Raw genomic sequence first — 16,996 nt, 5'->3', positions numbered from 1 at the left:
GCCGGGTCAGCGGTACTCGGCCGGCCCGCGTTCGTCCTCGGCGTCCTCGGCGTCCTCGTCCACACCGTGCGCCGCCGGAGCGCCGGACTGCTTGGCCTCGGCGCGGCGCTGGATGCGCCGGGCCAGCTCGGCCGTGCTCTCCTCGCGGAACCGGGCCAGCACGAAGTAGGACAGCACCATCGAGATCAGCGCGGCGAGCACGAGCAGCATCCACTGCTGGTCCTGGTCGCGCAGCCCGAGCAGCCAGAGCACGGAGAGCACCCCGAAGAAGATGAGCAGGCGCAGGACGGAGTACCGCAGCATCTACAGCCCCGAGTAGGAGTGCTGGCCGACGAAGAACACGTTGACGACGGCGAAGTTGACGATGATGCAGGCGTAGCCGGCCAGCGCGATGTAGCTGGCCGTCTGCCGGCTGACCCCGCTGGTCGCCCGCGAGTGCAGGTATGCCGCGTAGACGACCCAGATGACGAAGGTCCAGACCTCCTTGGGGTCCCAGTTCCAGTAGGACGCCCACGCCTGGCGGGCCCAGATGGCGCCGGCGATGAGGGTGAAGGTCCACAGCGGGAACGCGACGATGTGCAGGCTGTAGGCGGTGCGCTCGATCGCCGGCGTCTGCGGGAACCGGTCGAGGACGCTCGCCCGCCCGGACCGCTCGAACCCGTCCTTGAGCAGGTAGACCACGCTCAGGGCCGCCCCGATGGTGAAGACTGCCGTCGCGAGGGTGGCCACCGTGACGTGGATGACCAGCCAGTAGCTGCGCAGCGACGGCATCAGCTCGGACGCCTCGGTGTACCAGACCGCGACCGCCATGCCGAGCACGAGCAGCACCGGCCCGGTGATGAACAGCCCCAGCCAGCGCAGGTCACGCCGGGTCGACCAGATCGAGTAGGCCAGCACGGTGAACATCGAGCCCATCACCGCGAACTCGAACATGTTGCCGAGCGGCCAGCGGTGCACCGCCACCCCGCGCAGCACTACCGAGGCCAGCAGCAGGAAGCCGCCGAGCCAGGTCGTCGTCGAGGCGAGGCCGGCCGCCTTGGCGGCGCGCGACGACAGCTCGGGGCGGGTGGAGGGCGCCTCGGTCGGGACAGGCGCCCCGGCCCCGACCAGCTCGCGGTCGCGGTCGGTGACGGCGACACGCACCCGGTCGCGAGCGGGCAGCAGGGCGGCGAGGTAGACCGCGTGGCAGACCATCGCGATCGTGAACACGGCCATCGCCGTGTAGAGGCTCAGGTTGGCGTAGCCGGCCAGGCTCTCGTTGGTCATCCTCGTGCGTCCAATCTGCTGTCCAGCTCGGGGTCCGGCTCGGGGTCCGGCTCTGCGTCGTTCTCAGCATCGGGGTCGTTCTCAGCATCGGGGTCGTCGGGCGCCTCGTCACGCACGTCGAACCGGGCGCCCAGGTCGGCGGCCAGCCGGTCCACCAGCTCCTGGAGCCCGTCGTCGTCACCCTTGGCGAGCCCGCCGACGGCTACCACCGTACGACCCGGCGTGCTGCCGGGGGAAACGCGGACGAAGACCCGGCGCCGACGCACGACCAGCGACGAGATCAGGCCCGCCAGGGCCAGCAACGACGCGGCCAGCGTGACGAACTTGCCCGGGTCGTGCCGGATCGACAGCCCGGCGAACCGCTGGACGCCGTCGAAGCTGATGCTCCCGCGCCCGCCGGGCAGCTGGTAGGTCTGCCCCGGCTCGAGCCAGATCCGCAGCTTCTCGCCCTTGTCGGTCGTCAGCTGGGTCATCTTCGACTGGTCGAGCAGGTAGACCGACTGCGGACGCCCGCCGGGGAACAGGTCGCCCTCGTAGACCGTGAGGGCCAGCGCCGGCTTCTTCGCATCGGGGAACAGCGAGACCGGGCCGAGCTCCTGGTCGATGGTGGCCGTGGGCAGGAACAGGCCCGAGAAGCCGAGCTGCTTCGGCTGGGCCCCGGTCACCTTGACGACGCCGACCGACTTGTAGTTGTTGTCCTGGGCCAGGAACGGCGTGGGGGCGCTGTAGATCTTCGCCCCCTTGGCGTCCCGGACGGTGATGACGGGCGCGTAGCCGTTGCCGAGGAGGAAGACCCCTGCGCCCTTCATCTCGAGGGGGTGGTTGACCTTGATGGTCGACTCCCGGGCCGCCGAGGTCGGGGTGGCCTTCGTCGTGACGTGCGCCGTGAAGTCGCGCGGCGAGCCGAACTGGCCCCGTCCCGTGACGTTCTCCTCGAAGGTGGCGTCGAGCTGGTCGACGGTGAGGGAGAACGGCGACAGGCTGTCGGGGTCGACCCACGGCCCCGGGCTGAACGTGTCGTAGTTCGCAAGCGTGTTGGCGAACGACCTGCCGACGGGGACGATCACGTCGCCCTTCCAGCCGAACAGGTGACCGATCGCCACTCCGACGATGACGAAGATCAGGGCCAGGTGGAAGACCAGGTTGCCGGTCTCCTTGAGGTGGCCCTTCTCCGCGCTGACGGATGCGTCGTCGTGCGACACCGTACGGAACCGCTTGCCGCGCAACAGCTCCCGGGACGCTGCGACGACCTGCTCGCCGGTGGCGTGGACCTCGAACGTCGCGCCGGACGGCAGCCGGGCAGGTCGGGCCGGTGCCTTCGGGGGCGCCGAGCGCATCGCCTTCCAGTGCACCTTGCTGCGCGGCAGCACACAGCCGACGAGGGAGATGAAGAGCAACAGGTAGATCGCCGCGAACCACGGCGACGCGTAGACCTCGAAGAACCCGAACCGGTCGAGCCACGGTCCGGCCTTGGGGTGGTTCGCGATGTAGTCGGCGGTGCGCGCCGCGTCGATGCTGCGCTGCGGCCAGATCGACCCGGGCACTGCGCCGATTGCCAGCAGCAGCAACAGGAAGAGCGCAGTTCGCATGCTCGTCAGCTGGCGCCACATCCACCGCAGCCAGCCCACCGGGCCGAGGGTGGGCTGCGTGATCGCGTCGTCGGCTGCCATCACAGCACCGTCGTGAAGCCGCTGACGAGGGTGGCCTGGAGATGGCGGGTGAGCGAGTCCCAGAGGCCCGTCACCAGCAGCACCCCGACCACGAAGAGCAGCGCACCGCCGAACAGCTGGATGCCGCGTTGCCGCTTGCGCAGGAACGCCGAGACCCGCCCGAACCGCTCGTACCCCGCAGCGATGAGCAGGAAGGGCACCCCGAGCCCGAGCGAGTAGAGCAGGCCCAGCAGCACCCCGCGGGTGACGGCGGAGCCGTCACCGGTGGTGGAGGCCATCACGAACACCGCGCCCAGCGTGGGCCCCGTGCACGGCGCCCACCCGAGCCCGAACACGGCACCCAGGAGCGGCGCCCCGACGAGCCCCGAGGCCGGGCGGATGTGCAGCTTGAGCTCGCGCTGGGTGCCCGCCCCCACGAAGACCAGCGCCATCAGGATCACCAGGACCCCGCCGATCCTGGTCAGCAGGTCGCGGTGCAGGATCAGCGCCCTGCCCACACCCGCGAGGACGACGGTCGTGGTCATGAAGACGACGGTGAAGCCCAGGACGAAGAGCAGCGCGCCGAGCACCATCCGGTGCCGCTTGCGGTCGGCCAGCGACTCGTCGGACAAGCCGGTGACGTAGCCGAGGAAGCCGGGCACCAGCGGCAGGACGCACGGCGACGCGAACGACACCAGACCGGCGAGCAGGGCGACGGCCATCGCCACCGGCAGGGCGCCAGAGGTCACGGTGTTCGCGGCGTCAGCAGTCATCGGGTGGGGCTACTGCTCGGCCAGCACGTCGTCGACCAGGCCGGTCAGGGTGGCGGTGGTGACCGCGCCGCTCACGCGCGCCGCGATCCGGCCCTCGCGGTCGAGCACCAGCGTCGTGGGCGGGGAGGTCACCTTGCCCTGGAGCGAGAGGATGGTCGTGCCGGCCGGGTCGTCCAGGGACGGGAACGGGATGCCCCAGCGGGCCGCGGTCGAGCGCCCCGAGTCGGGGTTGTCGCGGTAGTTGATGCCCATGAAGACGACCGGCTTGTCCGCCGCGGCGATCTTCTCGGCGGCCGCCTTGAGGTCTGAGGCCTCGGTCTCGCACGGAGGACACCAGGACGCCCACAGGTTGAGCACGGTGACCTTGCCGGCCGCGTCCGCGTTAGTCCACGACTTGCCGTCGAGGGTGGTGCCGGTGAGCGTGACCGGGTTGTTGCGCTTGCCCGCGGCGATCGTCTCGATGTTGCCGTCGCCGGAGATGTAGCCCTGCCGGTTGCCCGACTTCGCCTGCGCCGCAACAGAGTTCGGGTCCTCGCTGCACCCGGCCAGGGCGCCGGCCAGGGCCACGAGCAGGACTGGGGCCGCGATCAGCACCGCGGCACGCGGCATACGGGGCATCACCCGGTGCCGCCGTGGGACTGGGCGAGCAGCGCGGCAGCCGGCTCGGAGTAGGTGATCGACTCGAGCTCCTCACCGAGGTAGGTGAGGGTGGTCAGCGACGCGAGCCGGCACTCGCGCTTGCGGGGGTCGTGCCACAGGCGCTTGCCCATCAGGGCGTTGCGGGCGGTCCAGATCGGCAGCTGGTGGGAGACGACGACGGCTTCGTGCCCGCGGGCCGCGCTGCGGGCATCGGCGATCGCGGCCAGCATGCGCTCGGCGACCACGGCGTAGGGCTCGCCCCAGGACGGGCGCAACGGGTTCGCGATCTTGGACCAGTGCGAGGGACGCAGGAAGTCCACCGGTCGCATGCTGCCGACGAGCTGCCCCTCGAAGGCGTTCGCCGACTCGATGACACGGTCGTCGGTGGTGATGCCCACCCCGTGCGCCTCCGCGACCGGCGTGGCCGTCTCCTGGGCGCGCAGCAGCGACGAGGCGACGACGTGGGTGACGTCGTGATCGGCGAGGTGGTCGGCGACCCTGCGCGCCATCTCGTGGCCGAGGTCGGAGAGGTGGAAGCCGTCGAGCCGTCCGTAGAGGACGCCCTCGGGGTTGTGCACCTCGCCGTGGCGCATCAGGTGCACCACGGTGCGGTCGGCTGGGCTGCTCACGAGGAGATTGTCGCAAACGACTCTGCGGCCGCCGACGCCGCGGCGGGCAGCGCGGCGAGCACCCGGTCGACCGCAGCCTCGTCGTGCGCGCCACTGACGAACCACGACTCGAACGCGCTCGGCGGGAGGTAGACACCCTGGCTGAGCATCGAGTGGAAGAACGCGGAGTACGCCGGCACGTGCTGGGCCCGCGCCGCGTCGTAGTCACGCACCGCTGCGTCCCGGAAGAACACGCTGAACATGCTGCCGGCGCGCTGCACCACGTGGGGCACCCCGGCCGCCCCCAGGTGCTCTTCCAGGCCGGCCGTGAGGGCGTCCGCGACCTCGCCGAGGCGCTCGTAGAGGGCGGGAGTGCACAGCTGGAGGGTGGCGAGCCCGGCGGCAGTCGCCACCGGGTTCCCCGAGAGCGTGCCGGCCTGGTAGACCGGGCCGACCGGGGAGAGCAGGGCCATCACGTCGGCCCGCCCCCCGAAGGCCGCGGCGGGGAAGCCGCCGCCCATCACCTTGCCGAAGGTGAACAGGTCGGGCGCCCCGGCGGCATACCCCTGCTCCCCGGCCTCGAGGCCGTACCACCCGGCGACGCTGCACCGGAAGCCGGTCATCACCTCGTCGGAGATGAGCAGGGCCCCGTGCTCGGCGGTGATCCGGCGCAGCCCCTCGGTGAAGCCGGGGGCCGGCGGCACCACGCCCATGTTGCCCGGCGACGCCTCGGTGATCAGCGCCGCGATCTCACCGCCCCGCTCGGCGAAGGCCGCCGCCACGGCGTCGAGGTCGTTGTAGGGCAGCACGATCGTCTCGGCGGCCATCTCCTTGGGGACGCCGGCCGAGTCGGGCAGCGCGAAGGTGGCGACCCCCGACCCGGCCTGGGCCAGCAGCGAGTCGACGTGCCCGTGGTAGCAGCCGGCGAACTTCACCACCAGCGAGCGACCGGTGTAGCCGCGCGCGAGACGGATCGCGCTCATCGTCGCCTCGGTGCCACTGGACACCAGTCGCACCTGGTCGACGGGCGCCACGCGACGGACGATCTCCTCGGCGAGCGCGACCTCGTTCTCGCTGGGCGTCCCGAAGGAGAAGCCCCGCGCAGCTGCGTCGAGGACGGCGCGCTGCACCTGCGGGTGGCCGTGGCCGAGGATCATCGGTCCCCATGAGCAGACCAGGTCGACGTACTCGCGGCCGTCGGCGTCGGTGAGGTAAGGACCGTCCCCCGACACCATGAACCTCGGGGTGCCCCCGACGGCGCGGAAGGCGCGGACCGGCGAGTTCACCCCACCCGGCGTCACCGCCAGCGCGCGCTGCAGGAGCGCGTCGGAAGCCGGTGCGTCGAAGGGGTGTGCCGTGGAGCCACCAGTCATGCGGCCCATTGTCCCAGCCGACCCTGAGAGCCTGCGCCCCGCCCCGATGGGTCAGGCCCCGCCCGGCGTGGTGGGCGTCGGGTGGGACTGCTGTGCCGCGTGGGCCCCGAGCGCCCCCGCCTCGAGCGCCTCGGCCTCCAGGGCCACGGCGGGGTGGTCGCCCTCGGCCCCACCCGGGGCCAGCGCGCTGCGGATCGCGTCCATCGCCTCGCCGAGGGCCGTGAACAGCGCGGGGGGCACCGGGTCGATCACCGCCCTGCGGACACTGGCGACGTGCACGCGGGCCATCTCCTGCACCGCCTGCCAGCCGCGGTCGGTGAGCACCAGCTCGACGCCACGCTTGTCGTCGAGGCAGGACTCCCGCACCACCCAGCCGCGCTTCTCGAGGCGGGTGGCGGTGTGGGTGAGGCGGCTGCGGGACTGCACGACGAGATCGGCCAGGCTCGACATCCGCAGCCGGCGTCGCGGGCTCTCGGACAGCATCGAGATGATCTCGTACTCGGTGAGCTGCACACCGTGCGACTGCAGGTCGTGGTCGAGGGCCTCCTCGATCAGCCGGCTGCCGCGCAGGTAAGCGCGCCAGGCCCGCTGCTCGTCCTCGCTGAGCCACTGTGGCTCACCCGGTGGGGTGCTCATGAGCACGAAGTATGGCAGGTGGACAGTTAGTTGAAATATAAACAGAGTCTGCTACGTTCGGAGAGAGGAAGCGGACGGGACCGTCTCGACCGCAGACCCCCACAGGAGATTTTCATGGCAAGCATCAACGACCTCCCCGCCGGCACCTGGACCGTCGACGCCTCGCACAGCGAGATCGGCTTCGTGGCCCGTCACCTGATGGTCACCAAGGTCCGCGGCCAGTTCAAGGAGTTCGAGGGCACCGTCAAGGTCGGCGACGACATCACCGACTCGCAGGTCACCGCCGTGGCGCAGATCGCGTCGGTCGACACCGGCTCCGCGGACCGCGACACCCACCTCAAGTCCGCGGACTTCTTCGACGTCGAGTCGAACCCCACCATGAGCTTCACCTCCACCGAGGTCACCCCCGACTCCCTCACCGGCGACCTGACCATCAAGGGCGTCACCAAGCCGGTCACCTTCGACCTGGAGTTCACCGGACTGGCCACCGACCCGTGGGGCAACGAGAAGGCCGGCTTCGAGGCCACCGCCGACATCAACCGCAAGGACTGGGACCTCACCTGGAACGTCGCCCTCGAGGGTGGCGGCGTGCTCGTCTCCGAGAAGGTCAAGCTGAACCTGGACATCCAGCTCACCAAGGCCGCCTGACCCACCACTCGTCGGCACCCGCAACACGGCGGTTGCGTCCGGTTCCGCCCAGCAATTGCTGGCCGGAACAGGACGCAACCGCCGTTTTGCATGAGGTATGCCGCGTGGCCGCCCCCGCGCGACCCGTCACCGACCCCGCGCTCGACGTACCGTCCACAGGCTGGTTCGCGGTCCCGGACCTGTCCACAGCGCCCAACGGCGGAGGGAGCCTCCGTCGCCGTCGCGGGTCACAGTTCCGGGGTGCACACCTCCGTAGGTTCCTCCATCCCTGACCTCAGGGTGCGTGCCCTTCTCAGCTCACAGGGCGACGTCGTCGCGAGCGCGCAGCTCACCGCCGCCGGCGCCTCGGGCACGGACGTTCGCCGTTGGCTCCGGGAGGGGTCCCTGGTCCGGGTTCGCCGTGGCGCCTTCGTCGACGGCACCGCATGGCGCGAGGCCTCCCCCGATGAGCGATATCGACTCACCGTCAGGTCAGTGATGCGGTCGAGGCCGACGGATGACACCGCCAGCCACCACTCCGCGCTCGCCCTGCACGGTCTGCCGATGTGGCACGTCGACCGCTCGCTGGTGGTGCTGGCGGGGGACGTGGCCGAGACGACCACCAGGAACGGCCTGCGGGTCATGCCCCTGCGTGCCCTGGTGGCACCGGTCCGGGTGGACGGGCTGTCGGTGCTGGAGGTGGCCGATGCGGTGGTCACCACCGCGTCCATGTCCTACGAGGGCGGACTCGTCGCCGCGGACGCAGCGACGCACGGCGGGGCCTGCACGACGGACGATCTCCAGGAGGCAAGCGAGCGACTGTTGCGCGGCCTCAGGGGCCGGCGACGCGTGCGGTCGATGCTCGCCGACGTCGACCCGTCCTGCGAGTCACCCGGGGAGACCCGCACCCGGATCATCCTCCAGGTGCTCGAACTGCCGGTGCGGTCCCAGGCCGTGATCCAGGACCGCGGCGTCGTCGTCGCGCGCGTCGACTTCCTCGTCGGGGAGCGGTGCGTGGTCGAGTTCGACGGCGCACTGAAGTACGGCGGGGCCGACGGGCGGGAGGCACTGGTGCGCGAGAAGCGGCGTGAGGACCGGCTGCGCGAGCTCGGCTACACCGTCATCCGCCTGACGTGGGACGACCTGGCTCGTCCGGCGGTGCTGCTCGCACGGATCCGCGCAGCCCTCGGCGTGCGAGCCTGACCTGGCAACACGGCAGTTGCGTCCACTTCCGCCCAGCAATTGCTGGGCGGAAGTGGACGCAACTGCCGTGTTGCGGGGTGGGTGCGGGGGGAAGGGGGGGCGGTGGGTGCGGGGGGAAGGGATGCGGGGGGCGGGGGTGCGGGGGAGGCAGGTCAGGGGCGGAGGAGCTTCGCGGCCTCGAGGGCGTGGTAGCTGAGGATGATCTGCGCCCCGGCCCGGCGGATGTTGAGCAGCGCCTCCATCAGCGCCCGCTCCCGGTCGATCCAGCCGTTCGCCGCAGCCGCCTCCATCATCGAGTACTCCCCCGAGATCTGGTATGCGGCCACCGGCACCGTCGACACGGCCGCGGCCGCTGCGACGATGTCGAGGTGGGGCGTCGCGGGCTTCACCATGACGATGTCGGCCCCCTCCGCGATGTCGAGCTCGAGCTCACGCAGCGCCTCGGTCGCGTTGGCCGGGTCCTGCTGGTAGGTCGCCCGGTCGCCGACCAGCGAGGACTGCACCGCCTCGCGGAACGGGCCGTAGAGACCCGAGGTGTACTTCGCGGCATACGCGAGCAGCACCGTGTCCGTGAAGCCCTCGGCGTCCAGGGCGGCGCGCACGTGCGCCACCTGGCCGTCCATCATCCCGGAGAGCCCGAGCACGTGGGCTCCGGCGCGGGCCTGCGCGAGGCCCATCGCGGCATACCGCGCGAGCGTGCCGTCGTTGTCGACGCGGCCGGTGGCGTCGAGTACACCGCAGTGGCCGTGGTCGGTGAACTCGTCGAGGCACAGGTCGGACATCACGACGATGCGGTCGCCGACGGCCTCGACGACCGCGCGCAGCGCGACGTTGAGGATGCCGTCGGGGTCGTCCGCGCCGGAACCGACCGAATCCTTGCTGGCCGGCACGCCGAACAGCATCAGCCCGCCGATGCCGGCGTCGGCCGCCTCGCGGGCGGCGTCGACGAGCGAGGCCAGCGTGTGCTGGACGACCCCCGGCATCGCCGAGATGGCGACCGGGGTCTCGATGCCCTCACGGACGAAGACCGGCAGCACCAGCTCGGCCGGGTCGAGTCGCGTCTCGGCGACCAGCCGGCGCATCGGCGCGGACTGCCGCAGCCGGCGGGGTCGGATCACCGGCCCCGCCGGCTGCGAGTGGTCAGTCATCGTGGCTACTTGGCGCGCCGGCGCGAGGCGGACTTCTTGGCGCTGGGACGCAGCACCGGTTCGCCGGCCTCGGCCGCGGCCGCAGCCAGCCCCAGCCCGTAGTCGGCCAGCGCGTCGACCAGCGAGTCGGACGACGCCTCGGGTGCGAGGACGTCGACCCGCAGGCCGTGCTCCTCGGCCGTCTTGGCGGTGGCCGGGCCGATGCAGGCGATCACCGTCGACGGGTGCGGCTTGCCGGCGATGCCGACGAGGTTGCGCACCGTCGAGGACGACGTGAACACCGCCGCGTCGAACTGCCCGCCCTTGATGGCCTCGCGGATGTGGGCGGCGGGCGGGGCGGCGCGCACGGTGCGGTAGGCCGTGACGTCGTCCACCTCCCAGCCCATCTCCTGCAGGCCAGCGACGAGGGTGTCGGTGGCGATGTCGGCGCGCGGCAGGAAGACCCGGTTGATCGGGTCTAGCACCTCGTCGAACGGCGGCCAGTCCTCCAGCAGCCCGTGCGCGGACTGCTCGTCGGAGGGCACCAGGTCGGGCACGATGCCCCACTCGCGCAGCGCCGCGGCGGTGACGCCACCCACGGCGGCGATCTTCAACCCCGCGAAGGCGCGGGCGTCGAGCCCGAACTCCTCGAACTTCTCGCGCACCGCCTTGACGGCGTTGACCGAGGTGAAGCCGATCCACTCGTAGCGGCCGGTGACCAGGCCCTTGACCGCACGCTCCATCTGCTGGGGCGTGCGCGGCGGCTCGACCGAGATGGTCGGGACGACCTCGGCCGTCGCGCCGTAGGACTCGAGCCGGGTGATGGTCGACCCGGACTGCTCCTTGGTGCGGGGCACCAGGACGTTCCAGCCGAAGAGCGGCTTGGTCTCGAACCAGGACAGCTGGTCGCGAAGGGCCACGGTCGAGCCAACCACGGCCAGGGCCGGGAACTCCAGGGTCTTCATCACCTTCGCGACCTCGCCGAGGGTGGTGACCCGGGTGGCCTGGCGGATCGTGGTGCCACGCTCGGTCAGGGCGACCGGGCTCTCGGCCCCGCGGCCGGCGGCGAGGAGCTTGCCGAGCGCCGCGCCCAGGTCGTCGGGCTGCCCGAGCAGCACGACCGTGACCGACTCGGCCACCGAGGCGGCCCAGTCGACGTGGCGGTCGTTCGCGGAGATCACGTGGACGGCGGGCGAGCTGCTCGACGTCAGCGGGATGCCCGCGTAGGCCGGGACCGCCGAGACGGCGCTGACGCCGGGCACGATGTCGAAGCCGATGCCGGCCTTCTGGCAGGCGACAGCCTCCTCGGCCAGCCCGTTGAAGGTCGCCGGGTCGCCGTCCATCAGCCGGACGACGAGGCCGCCGGTGGCCGACTTCGCCGCCTTGACCACGAGCTTGGCGCGCATGGCGTGGGTCAGCGGCTGTCCGTGGTCGCCGTGGCCGGCGTCGACGACCTCGACGCCCTCGCGGCAGTAGCGGGACACGACGTCCTCGCGGGCGACCTGGTCGATGACGACGACGTCGGCGGCGGCGAGCAGGTCGCGGGACCGGACGGTCATCAGCCCGGCGTCACCGGGGCCGGCGCCGACGAAGGCGACGCGACCCGGCACCCGGCTCGGGCGGGTGGTCGTGGTGGTGGATGTGGTGGTCGAGCGCGTGGGGCTCACAGTGCACGCTCCGTGCTGTCGTGATCGGAAATGCGGTCGGTGCTGCGGTCGGTGGCGGCGAGCGGATCGGCTCCGGTCGCCCCGGGTGGGTCGGGCGGCTGCGCGTCGTGGCTGCCTGCGGGACCGGCACCGGCGGGGCCGGGTGCATCGGGGGCGGGTGGTCGCTCCTCCGGGCCGCGGAGCAGGTCGCCGCCGTCGTCGAGCAGCACGGCGGCGAGCCGGCGACCCAGGGCCTCGGCGTCGTCGACACCGCCCACGAGCGAGCGCCGCAGGTCGAACGACCCGTCGACGGCCCCGACGAAGGCGCGCAGCGACAGCTCGAGGCCGTCCTCTCCCTCCACGACCTCGGCCAGCGCCCCGACGGGGGCGGAGCAGCCGGCTTCGAGGGCGGCCAGCACGGCGCGCTCCGCCGTCACGCAGGAGCGGGTGTCGGCGTCGTCGAGGACCGCGAGGGCAGCCTGCGTCACGTGGTCGTCGGTGCGGCACTCGACCGCGAGCGCACCCTGCCCGGGGGCCGGGAGCATCTGCAGCGGGTCGAGCGCCTCGGCCACGTCGTCGAGCCGGCCGAGCCGGGCCAGTCCGGCGCGGGCCAGCACGACACCGTCCAGGGCGCCGTCGCGGACCAGCCCGATGCGGGTGTCGACGTTGCCGCGGATGTCCTTGAACGAGAGGCCGAGCCCGAGGGCAGCGAGCTGGGCGACGCGACGCGGGGAGCCGGTGCCGACCACGGCACCCTCGCCGAGCTCACCGAGGGTGCGCCCGCCGGAGGACACCAGCACGTCGCGCGGGTCCTCCCGCACCGGGACCGCCGCGACGACCAGGCCGGGCTCGGCCGCGGTCGGCAGGTCCTTGAGCGAGTGCACCGCGAAGTCGACCTCGCCGGCCAGCAGGGCGCGCCGCAGGGCGGCGGCGAAGACGCCGGTGCCGCCGATCGAGGCGAGCGACGCGGTCGAGGTGTCGCCCTCCGTCACGATCTCCACGAGCTCGACGGTGTGGCCGTGGGCGCGCAGCCGGTCGGCCACCCAGCCGGACTGGGTGGTCGCGAGGGCACTGCGACGGGTGCCCAGACGCAGGGCGAGGGGGGCAGTGGCGGGTGCGCTCACGGCATACCTCCCCGCTCGGGCGGCGGCACGGAGGCCGTCGCCGTCTCGCCCGGACGCAGGTCGAAGAGCTCCCGCAGCGCCTCGGCGTAGTCGGCGCCCTGGCCACCCACGGCGCGCTCCTTCACCCGGACGGTCGGCGTGTGCAGCAGCTTCTCGACGATCCGGTGCACCGCGAGCTGGACCTCGGCCCGCGCCACGTCGTCGAGCTCGGGCAGCCGCTGGTCGAGCCGGGTCAGCTCAGCGGCGACGACGTCGGCGGCGTGCGAGCGCAGGGCGGCGACCGTCGGGGCGACGCTCTCCGCGGCCCGCGAGGTGAGGTATGCCGCGACCTCGCCGATGACGAGGTCGGCCACCTCGCTCACCTGCGGCGGCGTCGCGCCGCCGGCCAGGTCCTCGCCCAGCGTGGCGAGCCCGGCGAGGGTCACCCCGCTGAGCGAGGCGACCTCCGGTGCCACGTCGTGCGGGAGGGCCAGGTCGATGTAGGCCTGCGGACGGCCGGCACGGGCCACCTGGGCGTCGCCCGCGGTGGCGAGGTCGACGACCACGCCGGTCGACCCGGTGCACGAGATCACGACGTCCGCCCCGGCGAGGGCCGCCGACAGGTCCTCGAGCGGACGGGCCGTGCCACCGGTGCGCTCGGCCAGGCGGACCGCCTTGGCCAGGGTGCGGTTGACGATGGTCAGGCCGGCGGCTCCGCGTCGGGCCACGGTCGTGGCGGCCAGCGAGCTCATGCCACCGGCGCCGACGACGAGGACCTTGAGGCCGGTCAGCGGACCGAGCTCGCGCTCGGCACGGGCGAGCCCGGCCTCGACGAGCGAGACGCTGACCGCATCGATGGCGGTCTCGGTGTGCGCCCTCTTGCCGACCCGCAGGGCCTGCTGGAACAGGGTGTTGAGGGCCGGTCCGGCGTGCCCGGACTTCTGCGACTCACGCAGGGCGGTGCGCATCTGGCCGAGGATCTGGGCCTCGCCGACCGCCATCGAGTCGAGCCCGCAGGCGACCGTGAAGGCGTGCGCGATGGCGCGGTCCTCGTAGTGCACGTAGAGGTGCTCGCGCAGCTCGTCACGGCCGACGCCGGTGACCTCGGTGAGGGCGTCGGCGATGTCGGTGACCGCACCGTGGAAGGTGGCCGACTCGGCGTAGACCTCGGTGCGGTTGCAGGTCGAGACCACGATCGCCTCGGAGAGGTTGTCGCGGCGGGTGAGGCTGGCCGACAGGGCACGACGCCCCTCGGCGTCGAGGGTCATCGCCTCGAGCAGCGGCAGCGGGGCGGTGTGGTGGGACAGGCCCAGGATCACCAGGCTCATCGGTTCACCGCCTTGGGGACCGGGCCGAGTGAGCCGTCGAGGTTGCCGTCGAGGCCCCCGAGCGAGCCCTCGGCCGCGAGCGCCTTGCGCTGCTCGTGGAAGGCGAGGATCTGCAGCTCGGTGGACAGGTCGACCTTGCGCACGTCGACGTCGTCGGGCACGGCCAGCACGCACGGCGCGAAGTTGAGGATGGAACGGACCCCGGCGGCGACCAGCTGGTCACAGACCGCCTGGGCCGACGCGGCGGGCGTGGCGATGACACCGATGGCCAGGCCCTGCTCGGCGACCAGCTCGTCGAGCGCGGTCATCGGCTGCACGGTGAGCCCGGCGATCTCCTGCCCCAGCAGACCGGCGTCCTGGTCGAGCAGGGCGACGACCCGGAAGCCGCGCGTCGCGAAGCCGCTGTAGGCGGCGAGGGCGTGGCCGAGGTTTCCCATCCCGATGATGGCCACCGCCCAGTCCTGGGTGAGGCCGAGCTCGCGGGAGATCTGGTAGGCGAGGTGGTCGACCTCGTAGCCGACCCCGCGCACACCGTAGGAGCCGAGGTGGGAGAGGTCCTTGCGGAGCTTGGCGCTGCGCACCCCGGCCGCCGAGGCGAGCTCCTCGGAGGACACCGACGTGATCCCGCGCTCCGCCAGCCCCGTCAGGGCACGGAGGTACTCGGGTAGCCGTGCGACCGTGGCGTCGGGAATGCCCCGACGGGCGCTCGGGTCGGCAGACACAGTCTCTTCCGGCTCCTTCTCATCACTGGCAGTCCGCGCCTGGCTGGGGCGGACGGGAGCCTCTGCAGGCTACGCTTTTGTGAACGGATGCACAAAGTCACAAGCAGCCGTCTCACGGAGCACGCGTCGAGCACGTGAGCCGCGTCACTCCGAGCGGGTCAGTGCGGCCCGCAGCCGCGTCTCGTCGACCCGCCAGTAGTCGTGCTGCCGGCCGTCGACGAAGGTCACCGGGATCTCCTCCCAGTACCGCTGCCGCAGCGCCGGGTCGTCCTCGATCGACCGCTCCACCCAGCCCACCCCGAGGTCGGCGGCGACCCGCTCGATCACCGCGCGGGCCTCCTCGCACAGGTGGCACCCGGGCTTGCTCACCAGGGTGATGCGCGGCTCGCCGGACGTGGGCTGCTGGGTCACACCCCGAGGGTATGCCGCCGCCGCACCGCCCGCGGCCGTCCGTACCGGCCACCCTAGGCTGGCCGGCATGACGGACCGGACGAGCGACCTGGAGCGGGCCCTCGCCGTTGCGCCGGACCGCTCAGCGGCCGCGTTCTTCGACGTCGACAACACCGTCATGCGCGGCGCGAGCATCTGGCACCTGGCACTCGGCCTGTGGCGGCGCGACTTCTTCACGGTGCGCGACGTGAGCGCGATGGCGTGGAAGCAGCTGCGGTTCGCCGCCCTCGGCGAGAACCTCGAGCATGTCGAGCAGATCCGTGAGCAGGCGCTCGGCTTCATCGCCGGGCACTCCGTCGCCGAGATCGGCGCCATCGGCGAGGAGATCTTCGACGAGGCGATGCACGACAAGATCTGGCCCGGCACGCAGGCGCTGACCCGGATGCACCTCGACGAGGGCCAGGAGGTCTGGCTGGTCACCGCCACGCCGGTCGAGGTCGCCCAGGTGATCGCCGACCGGCTCGGCCTGACCGGGGCCCTCGGCACGGTGGCCGAGTCCGTCGACGGCGTCTACACCGGGCGGCTGTCCGGGGAGCCACTGCACGGCGCCGCGAAGGCCACCGCGATCGAGGCACTGGCGCTCGAGCGCGGCTTCGACCTCGCCAGGTGCTCGGCCTACTCGGACTCGGCGAACGACATCCCGATGCTCTCGCTGGTCGGCCACCCGTGCGCGATCAACCCCGACGGCGCCCTGCGCGACCACGCCCGTGCGCACGGCTGGACGATCCGCGACTACCGCACCGGCCGGCGAGCCGCGAAGGTCGGCGTCCAGGCGGTCGGGGCCACCGCCCTCGCCGGCGCGCTCGCGGCGGCAGCCGCTCGACGCCGCTCGCGCTGACGGACTGTCGCAGGCGGCGACCACGCCGCATACCCGCGTTTGGTTGGGGTTGCGTGTGATCGCCCGCGCTGTGGGCGGCCGCTGTGGCGCACGTCTCCTGACAATCCGACCCTTATCGGGGAAACTGTCCCGGTCAGGAGGCCGCCATCCGGTTCTTTGCAGGTCGCAGCGCCGCGAGACGACTCGCGGTGCTCAGCCCTGCCCGAGGCACTGCGACCTGGCCAACGAACCGACCGGCGTTCGGTTACGCGGGCGTCGGCACCGGCCCGGGCGATGACCACGGCCTCGGCCCGGCGACCGCCCAGTTCCTCGACTCCCTGCGCGTGGCGCTCAGCATCGCCGGCGACGCCGGCACGCTGTCCGGTGGATCCGGGGGGTCGGGCGGGTCCGCCACCCGAGCCAGCTTCGGACCGGGTGAGGCGCCCCAGGACTTCGAGCGGGTCTCGGCCCTGGTCGAGCTCGCGCAGCGGGGTGACAGCGAGGCGTTCGGCCTGCTCTACGAGCGCTACGTCGACGTCGTCTACCGCTACGTCTACGTCCGGGTGGGCGGGAAGCAGCTGGCCGAGGACATCACCTCCGAGACCTTCCTGCGGGCGCTGCGCCGGATGGACTCCTTCTCGTGGCAGGGCCGCGACATCGCGGCGTGGTTCATCACGATCGCCCGCAACCTGATCACCGACAACGCCAAGTCCGCACGGTTCCGCATGGAGGTCTCGACGGCCGACATGCTCGACGCCGACCCGCGGGTCGAAGCGGCGCCCGACCACGAGGTGCTCGACCGGCTCCGCGACCAGCGGTTGCTCGAGGCGGTCAAGGGCCTCAAGCCCGAGCAGGCCGAGTGCGTGGTGCTCCGGTTCCTCCAGGGGCTCAGCCTGGCCGAGACCGCGAAGGTGCTCGGCAAGTCCGAGGGTGCGGTCAAGCAGCTCCAGCTCCGCGCCGTGCGCGCCCTGCACCGGGAGCTGGCCGATGTGGACCTGTGACCAGTCCCGGGGGGACCGACCCGGATAT

At 72.3% G+C, this 16,996-nt stretch carries 18 protein-coding genes and 1 pseudogene; 5 read left to right on the top strand and 14 right to left on the bottom strand.

Annotated features, from left to right (window positions below):
- Positions 1-6: 6 nt before the first annotated feature.
- Genes BLQ34_RS17770 through BLQ34_RS17735 form a run of 8 tightly spaced genes read right to left on the bottom strand, consistent with a single transcriptional unit; the run spans position 7 to position 6,944 of the window.
- Positions 7-303, bottom strand: a complete 297-nt coding sequence (locus BLQ34_RS17770; protein WP_091788608.1) for a DUF4229 domain-containing protein — start codon at positions 301-303, stop codon at positions 7-9.
- Entirely contained in the window at positions 304-1,266 is a 963-nt protein-coding gene (gene ccsB / locus BLQ34_RS17765) for a c-type cytochrome biogenesis protein CcsB (protein WP_091788605.1), read from the bottom strand.
- A complete protein-coding gene (gene resB, locus BLQ34_RS17760; RefSeq protein WP_091790188.1) occupies positions 1,263-2,936 on the bottom strand; it encodes a cytochrome c biogenesis protein ResB in 1,674 nt (557 codons plus the stop codon). The genes ccsB and resB overlap by 4 nt, the downstream gene beginning before the upstream one ends.
- On the bottom strand, positions 2,936-3,688 hold the full coding sequence (locus BLQ34_RS17755) for a cytochrome c biogenesis CcdA family protein (protein WP_091788603.1): 753 nt from the start codon (positions 3,686-3,688) through the stop codon (positions 2,936-2,938). Before BLQ34_RS17755 ends, resB begins: the two co-directional genes overlap by 1 nt.
- 9 nt (positions 3,689-3,697) lie before the next feature.
- Positions 3,698-4,297, bottom strand: a complete 600-nt coding sequence (locus tag BLQ34_RS17750; RefSeq protein WP_231961347.1) for a TlpA family protein disulfide reductase — start codon at positions 4,295-4,297, stop codon at positions 3,698-3,700.
- Positions 4,298-4,305: 8 nt separating this feature from the next.
- A complete protein-coding gene (locus BLQ34_RS17745) occupies positions 4,306-4,920 on the bottom strand; it encodes a histidine phosphatase family protein (protein WP_091790186.1) in 615 nt (204 codons plus the stop codon).
- A 32-nt stretch (positions 4,921-4,952) separates the two neighbouring features.
- The gene (hemL, locus tag BLQ34_RS17740) at positions 4,953-6,308 is read right to left on the bottom strand and encodes a glutamate-1-semialdehyde 2,1-aminomutase (RefSeq protein WP_091788597.1); all 1,356 of its coding nucleotides are present in this window, start codon (positions 6,306-6,308) and stop codon (positions 4,953-4,955) included.
- A gap of 51 nt (positions 6,309-6,359) precedes the next feature.
- Positions 6,360-6,944 carry a MarR family winged helix-turn-helix transcriptional regulator gene (locus tag BLQ34_RS17735; RefSeq protein ID WP_091788594.1) on the bottom strand — a complete coding sequence of 195 codons (585 nt, stop codon included), beginning with the start codon at positions 6,942-6,944 and terminating at the stop codon, positions 6,360-6,362.
- A 114-nt stretch (positions 6,945-7,058) separates the two neighbouring features.
- On the opposite strand from BLQ34_RS17735, the gene BLQ34_RS17730 reads away from it, so the two are divergent.
- From BLQ34_RS17730 to BLQ34_RS17725, 3 genes and pseudogenes are all read left to right on the top strand, one after another.
- The gene (locus BLQ34_RS17730) at positions 7,059-7,592 is read left to right on the top strand and encodes a YceI family protein (RefSeq protein ID WP_091788592.1); all 534 of its coding nucleotides are present in this window, start codon (positions 7,059-7,061) and stop codon (positions 7,590-7,592) included.
- A gap of 90 nt (positions 7,593-7,682) precedes the next feature.
- Positions 7,683-7,991, top strand: a pseudogene (locus tag BLQ34_RS19550) (type IV toxin-antitoxin system AbiEi family antitoxin domain-containing protein); the annotation flags it as partial.
- Positions 7,992-8,069: 78 nt separating this feature from the next.
- Complete coding sequence (locus BLQ34_RS17725) at positions 8,070-8,774, top strand: endonuclease domain-containing protein (protein ID WP_231961346.1); 705 nt, start codon at positions 8,070-8,072, stop codon at positions 8,772-8,774.
- Between the two features lie 152 nt (positions 8,775-8,926).
- Here the strand turns inward: BLQ34_RS17725 and hemB are convergent, their stop codons facing one another.
- The 6 genes from hemB to BLQ34_RS17695 form a co-directional block, all read right to left on the bottom strand.
- A complete protein-coding gene (hemB, locus tag BLQ34_RS17720; RefSeq protein WP_091788586.1) occupies positions 8,927-9,922 on the bottom strand; it encodes a porphobilinogen synthase in 996 nt (331 codons plus the stop codon).
- A 5-nt stretch (positions 9,923-9,927) separates the two neighbouring features.
- Complete coding sequence (locus BLQ34_RS17715; RefSeq protein WP_091788582.1) at positions 9,928-11,568, bottom strand: bifunctional uroporphyrinogen-III C-methyltransferase/uroporphyrinogen-III synthase; 1,641 nt, start codon at positions 11,566-11,568, stop codon at positions 9,928-9,930.
- Positions 11,565-12,671: a hydroxymethylbilane synthase gene (gene hemC / locus BLQ34_RS17710; RefSeq protein WP_091788579.1), complete on the bottom strand. Its 1,107-nt coding sequence runs from the start codon at positions 12,669-12,671 to the stop codon at positions 11,565-11,567. The genes BLQ34_RS17715 and hemC overlap by 4 nt, the downstream gene beginning before the upstream one ends.
- Positions 12,668-13,978, bottom strand: coding sequence for a glutamyl-tRNA reductase (locus BLQ34_RS17705; RefSeq protein WP_091788576.1), 1,311 nt, complete (start codon positions 13,976-13,978; stop codon positions 12,668-12,670). Before BLQ34_RS17705 ends, hemC begins: the two co-directional genes overlap by 4 nt.
- Complete coding sequence (locus tag BLQ34_RS17700) at positions 13,975-14,700, bottom strand: redox-sensing transcriptional repressor Rex (protein WP_091788573.1); 726 nt, start codon at positions 14,698-14,700, stop codon at positions 13,975-13,977. The genes BLQ34_RS17705 and BLQ34_RS17700 overlap by 4 nt, the downstream gene beginning before the upstream one ends.
- Before the next feature lie 144 nt (positions 14,701-14,844).
- Positions 14,845-15,111 (bottom strand): glutaredoxin family protein, encoded by a 267-nt coding sequence (locus BLQ34_RS17695; protein ID WP_231961345.1) that lies wholly within the window; start codon positions 15,109-15,111, stop codon positions 14,845-14,847.
- Positions 15,112-15,178: 67 nt separating this feature from the next.
- On the opposite strand from BLQ34_RS17695, the gene BLQ34_RS17690 reads away from it, so the two are divergent.
- Positions 15,179-15,988, top strand: coding sequence for an HAD family hydrolase (locus BLQ34_RS17690; RefSeq protein ID WP_231961344.1), 810 nt, complete (start codon positions 15,179-15,181; stop codon positions 15,986-15,988).
- A gap of 188 nt (positions 15,989-16,176) precedes the next feature.
- Positions 16,177-16,968: a sigma-70 family RNA polymerase sigma factor gene (locus BLQ34_RS17685; protein WP_172829422.1), complete on the top strand. Its 792-nt coding sequence runs from the start codon at positions 16,177-16,179 to the stop codon at positions 16,966-16,968.
- Positions 16,969-16,996: the final 28 nt, after the last annotated feature.

The sequence above is a fragment of the Pedococcus dokdonensis genome, assembly GCF_900104525.1.
GTDB classification, from domain to species: Bacteria; Actinomycetota; Actinomycetes; order Actinomycetales; family Dermatophilaceae; genus Pedococcus; species Pedococcus dokdonensis.
This window is presented reverse-complemented; position numbering and strand designations above follow the sequence as displayed.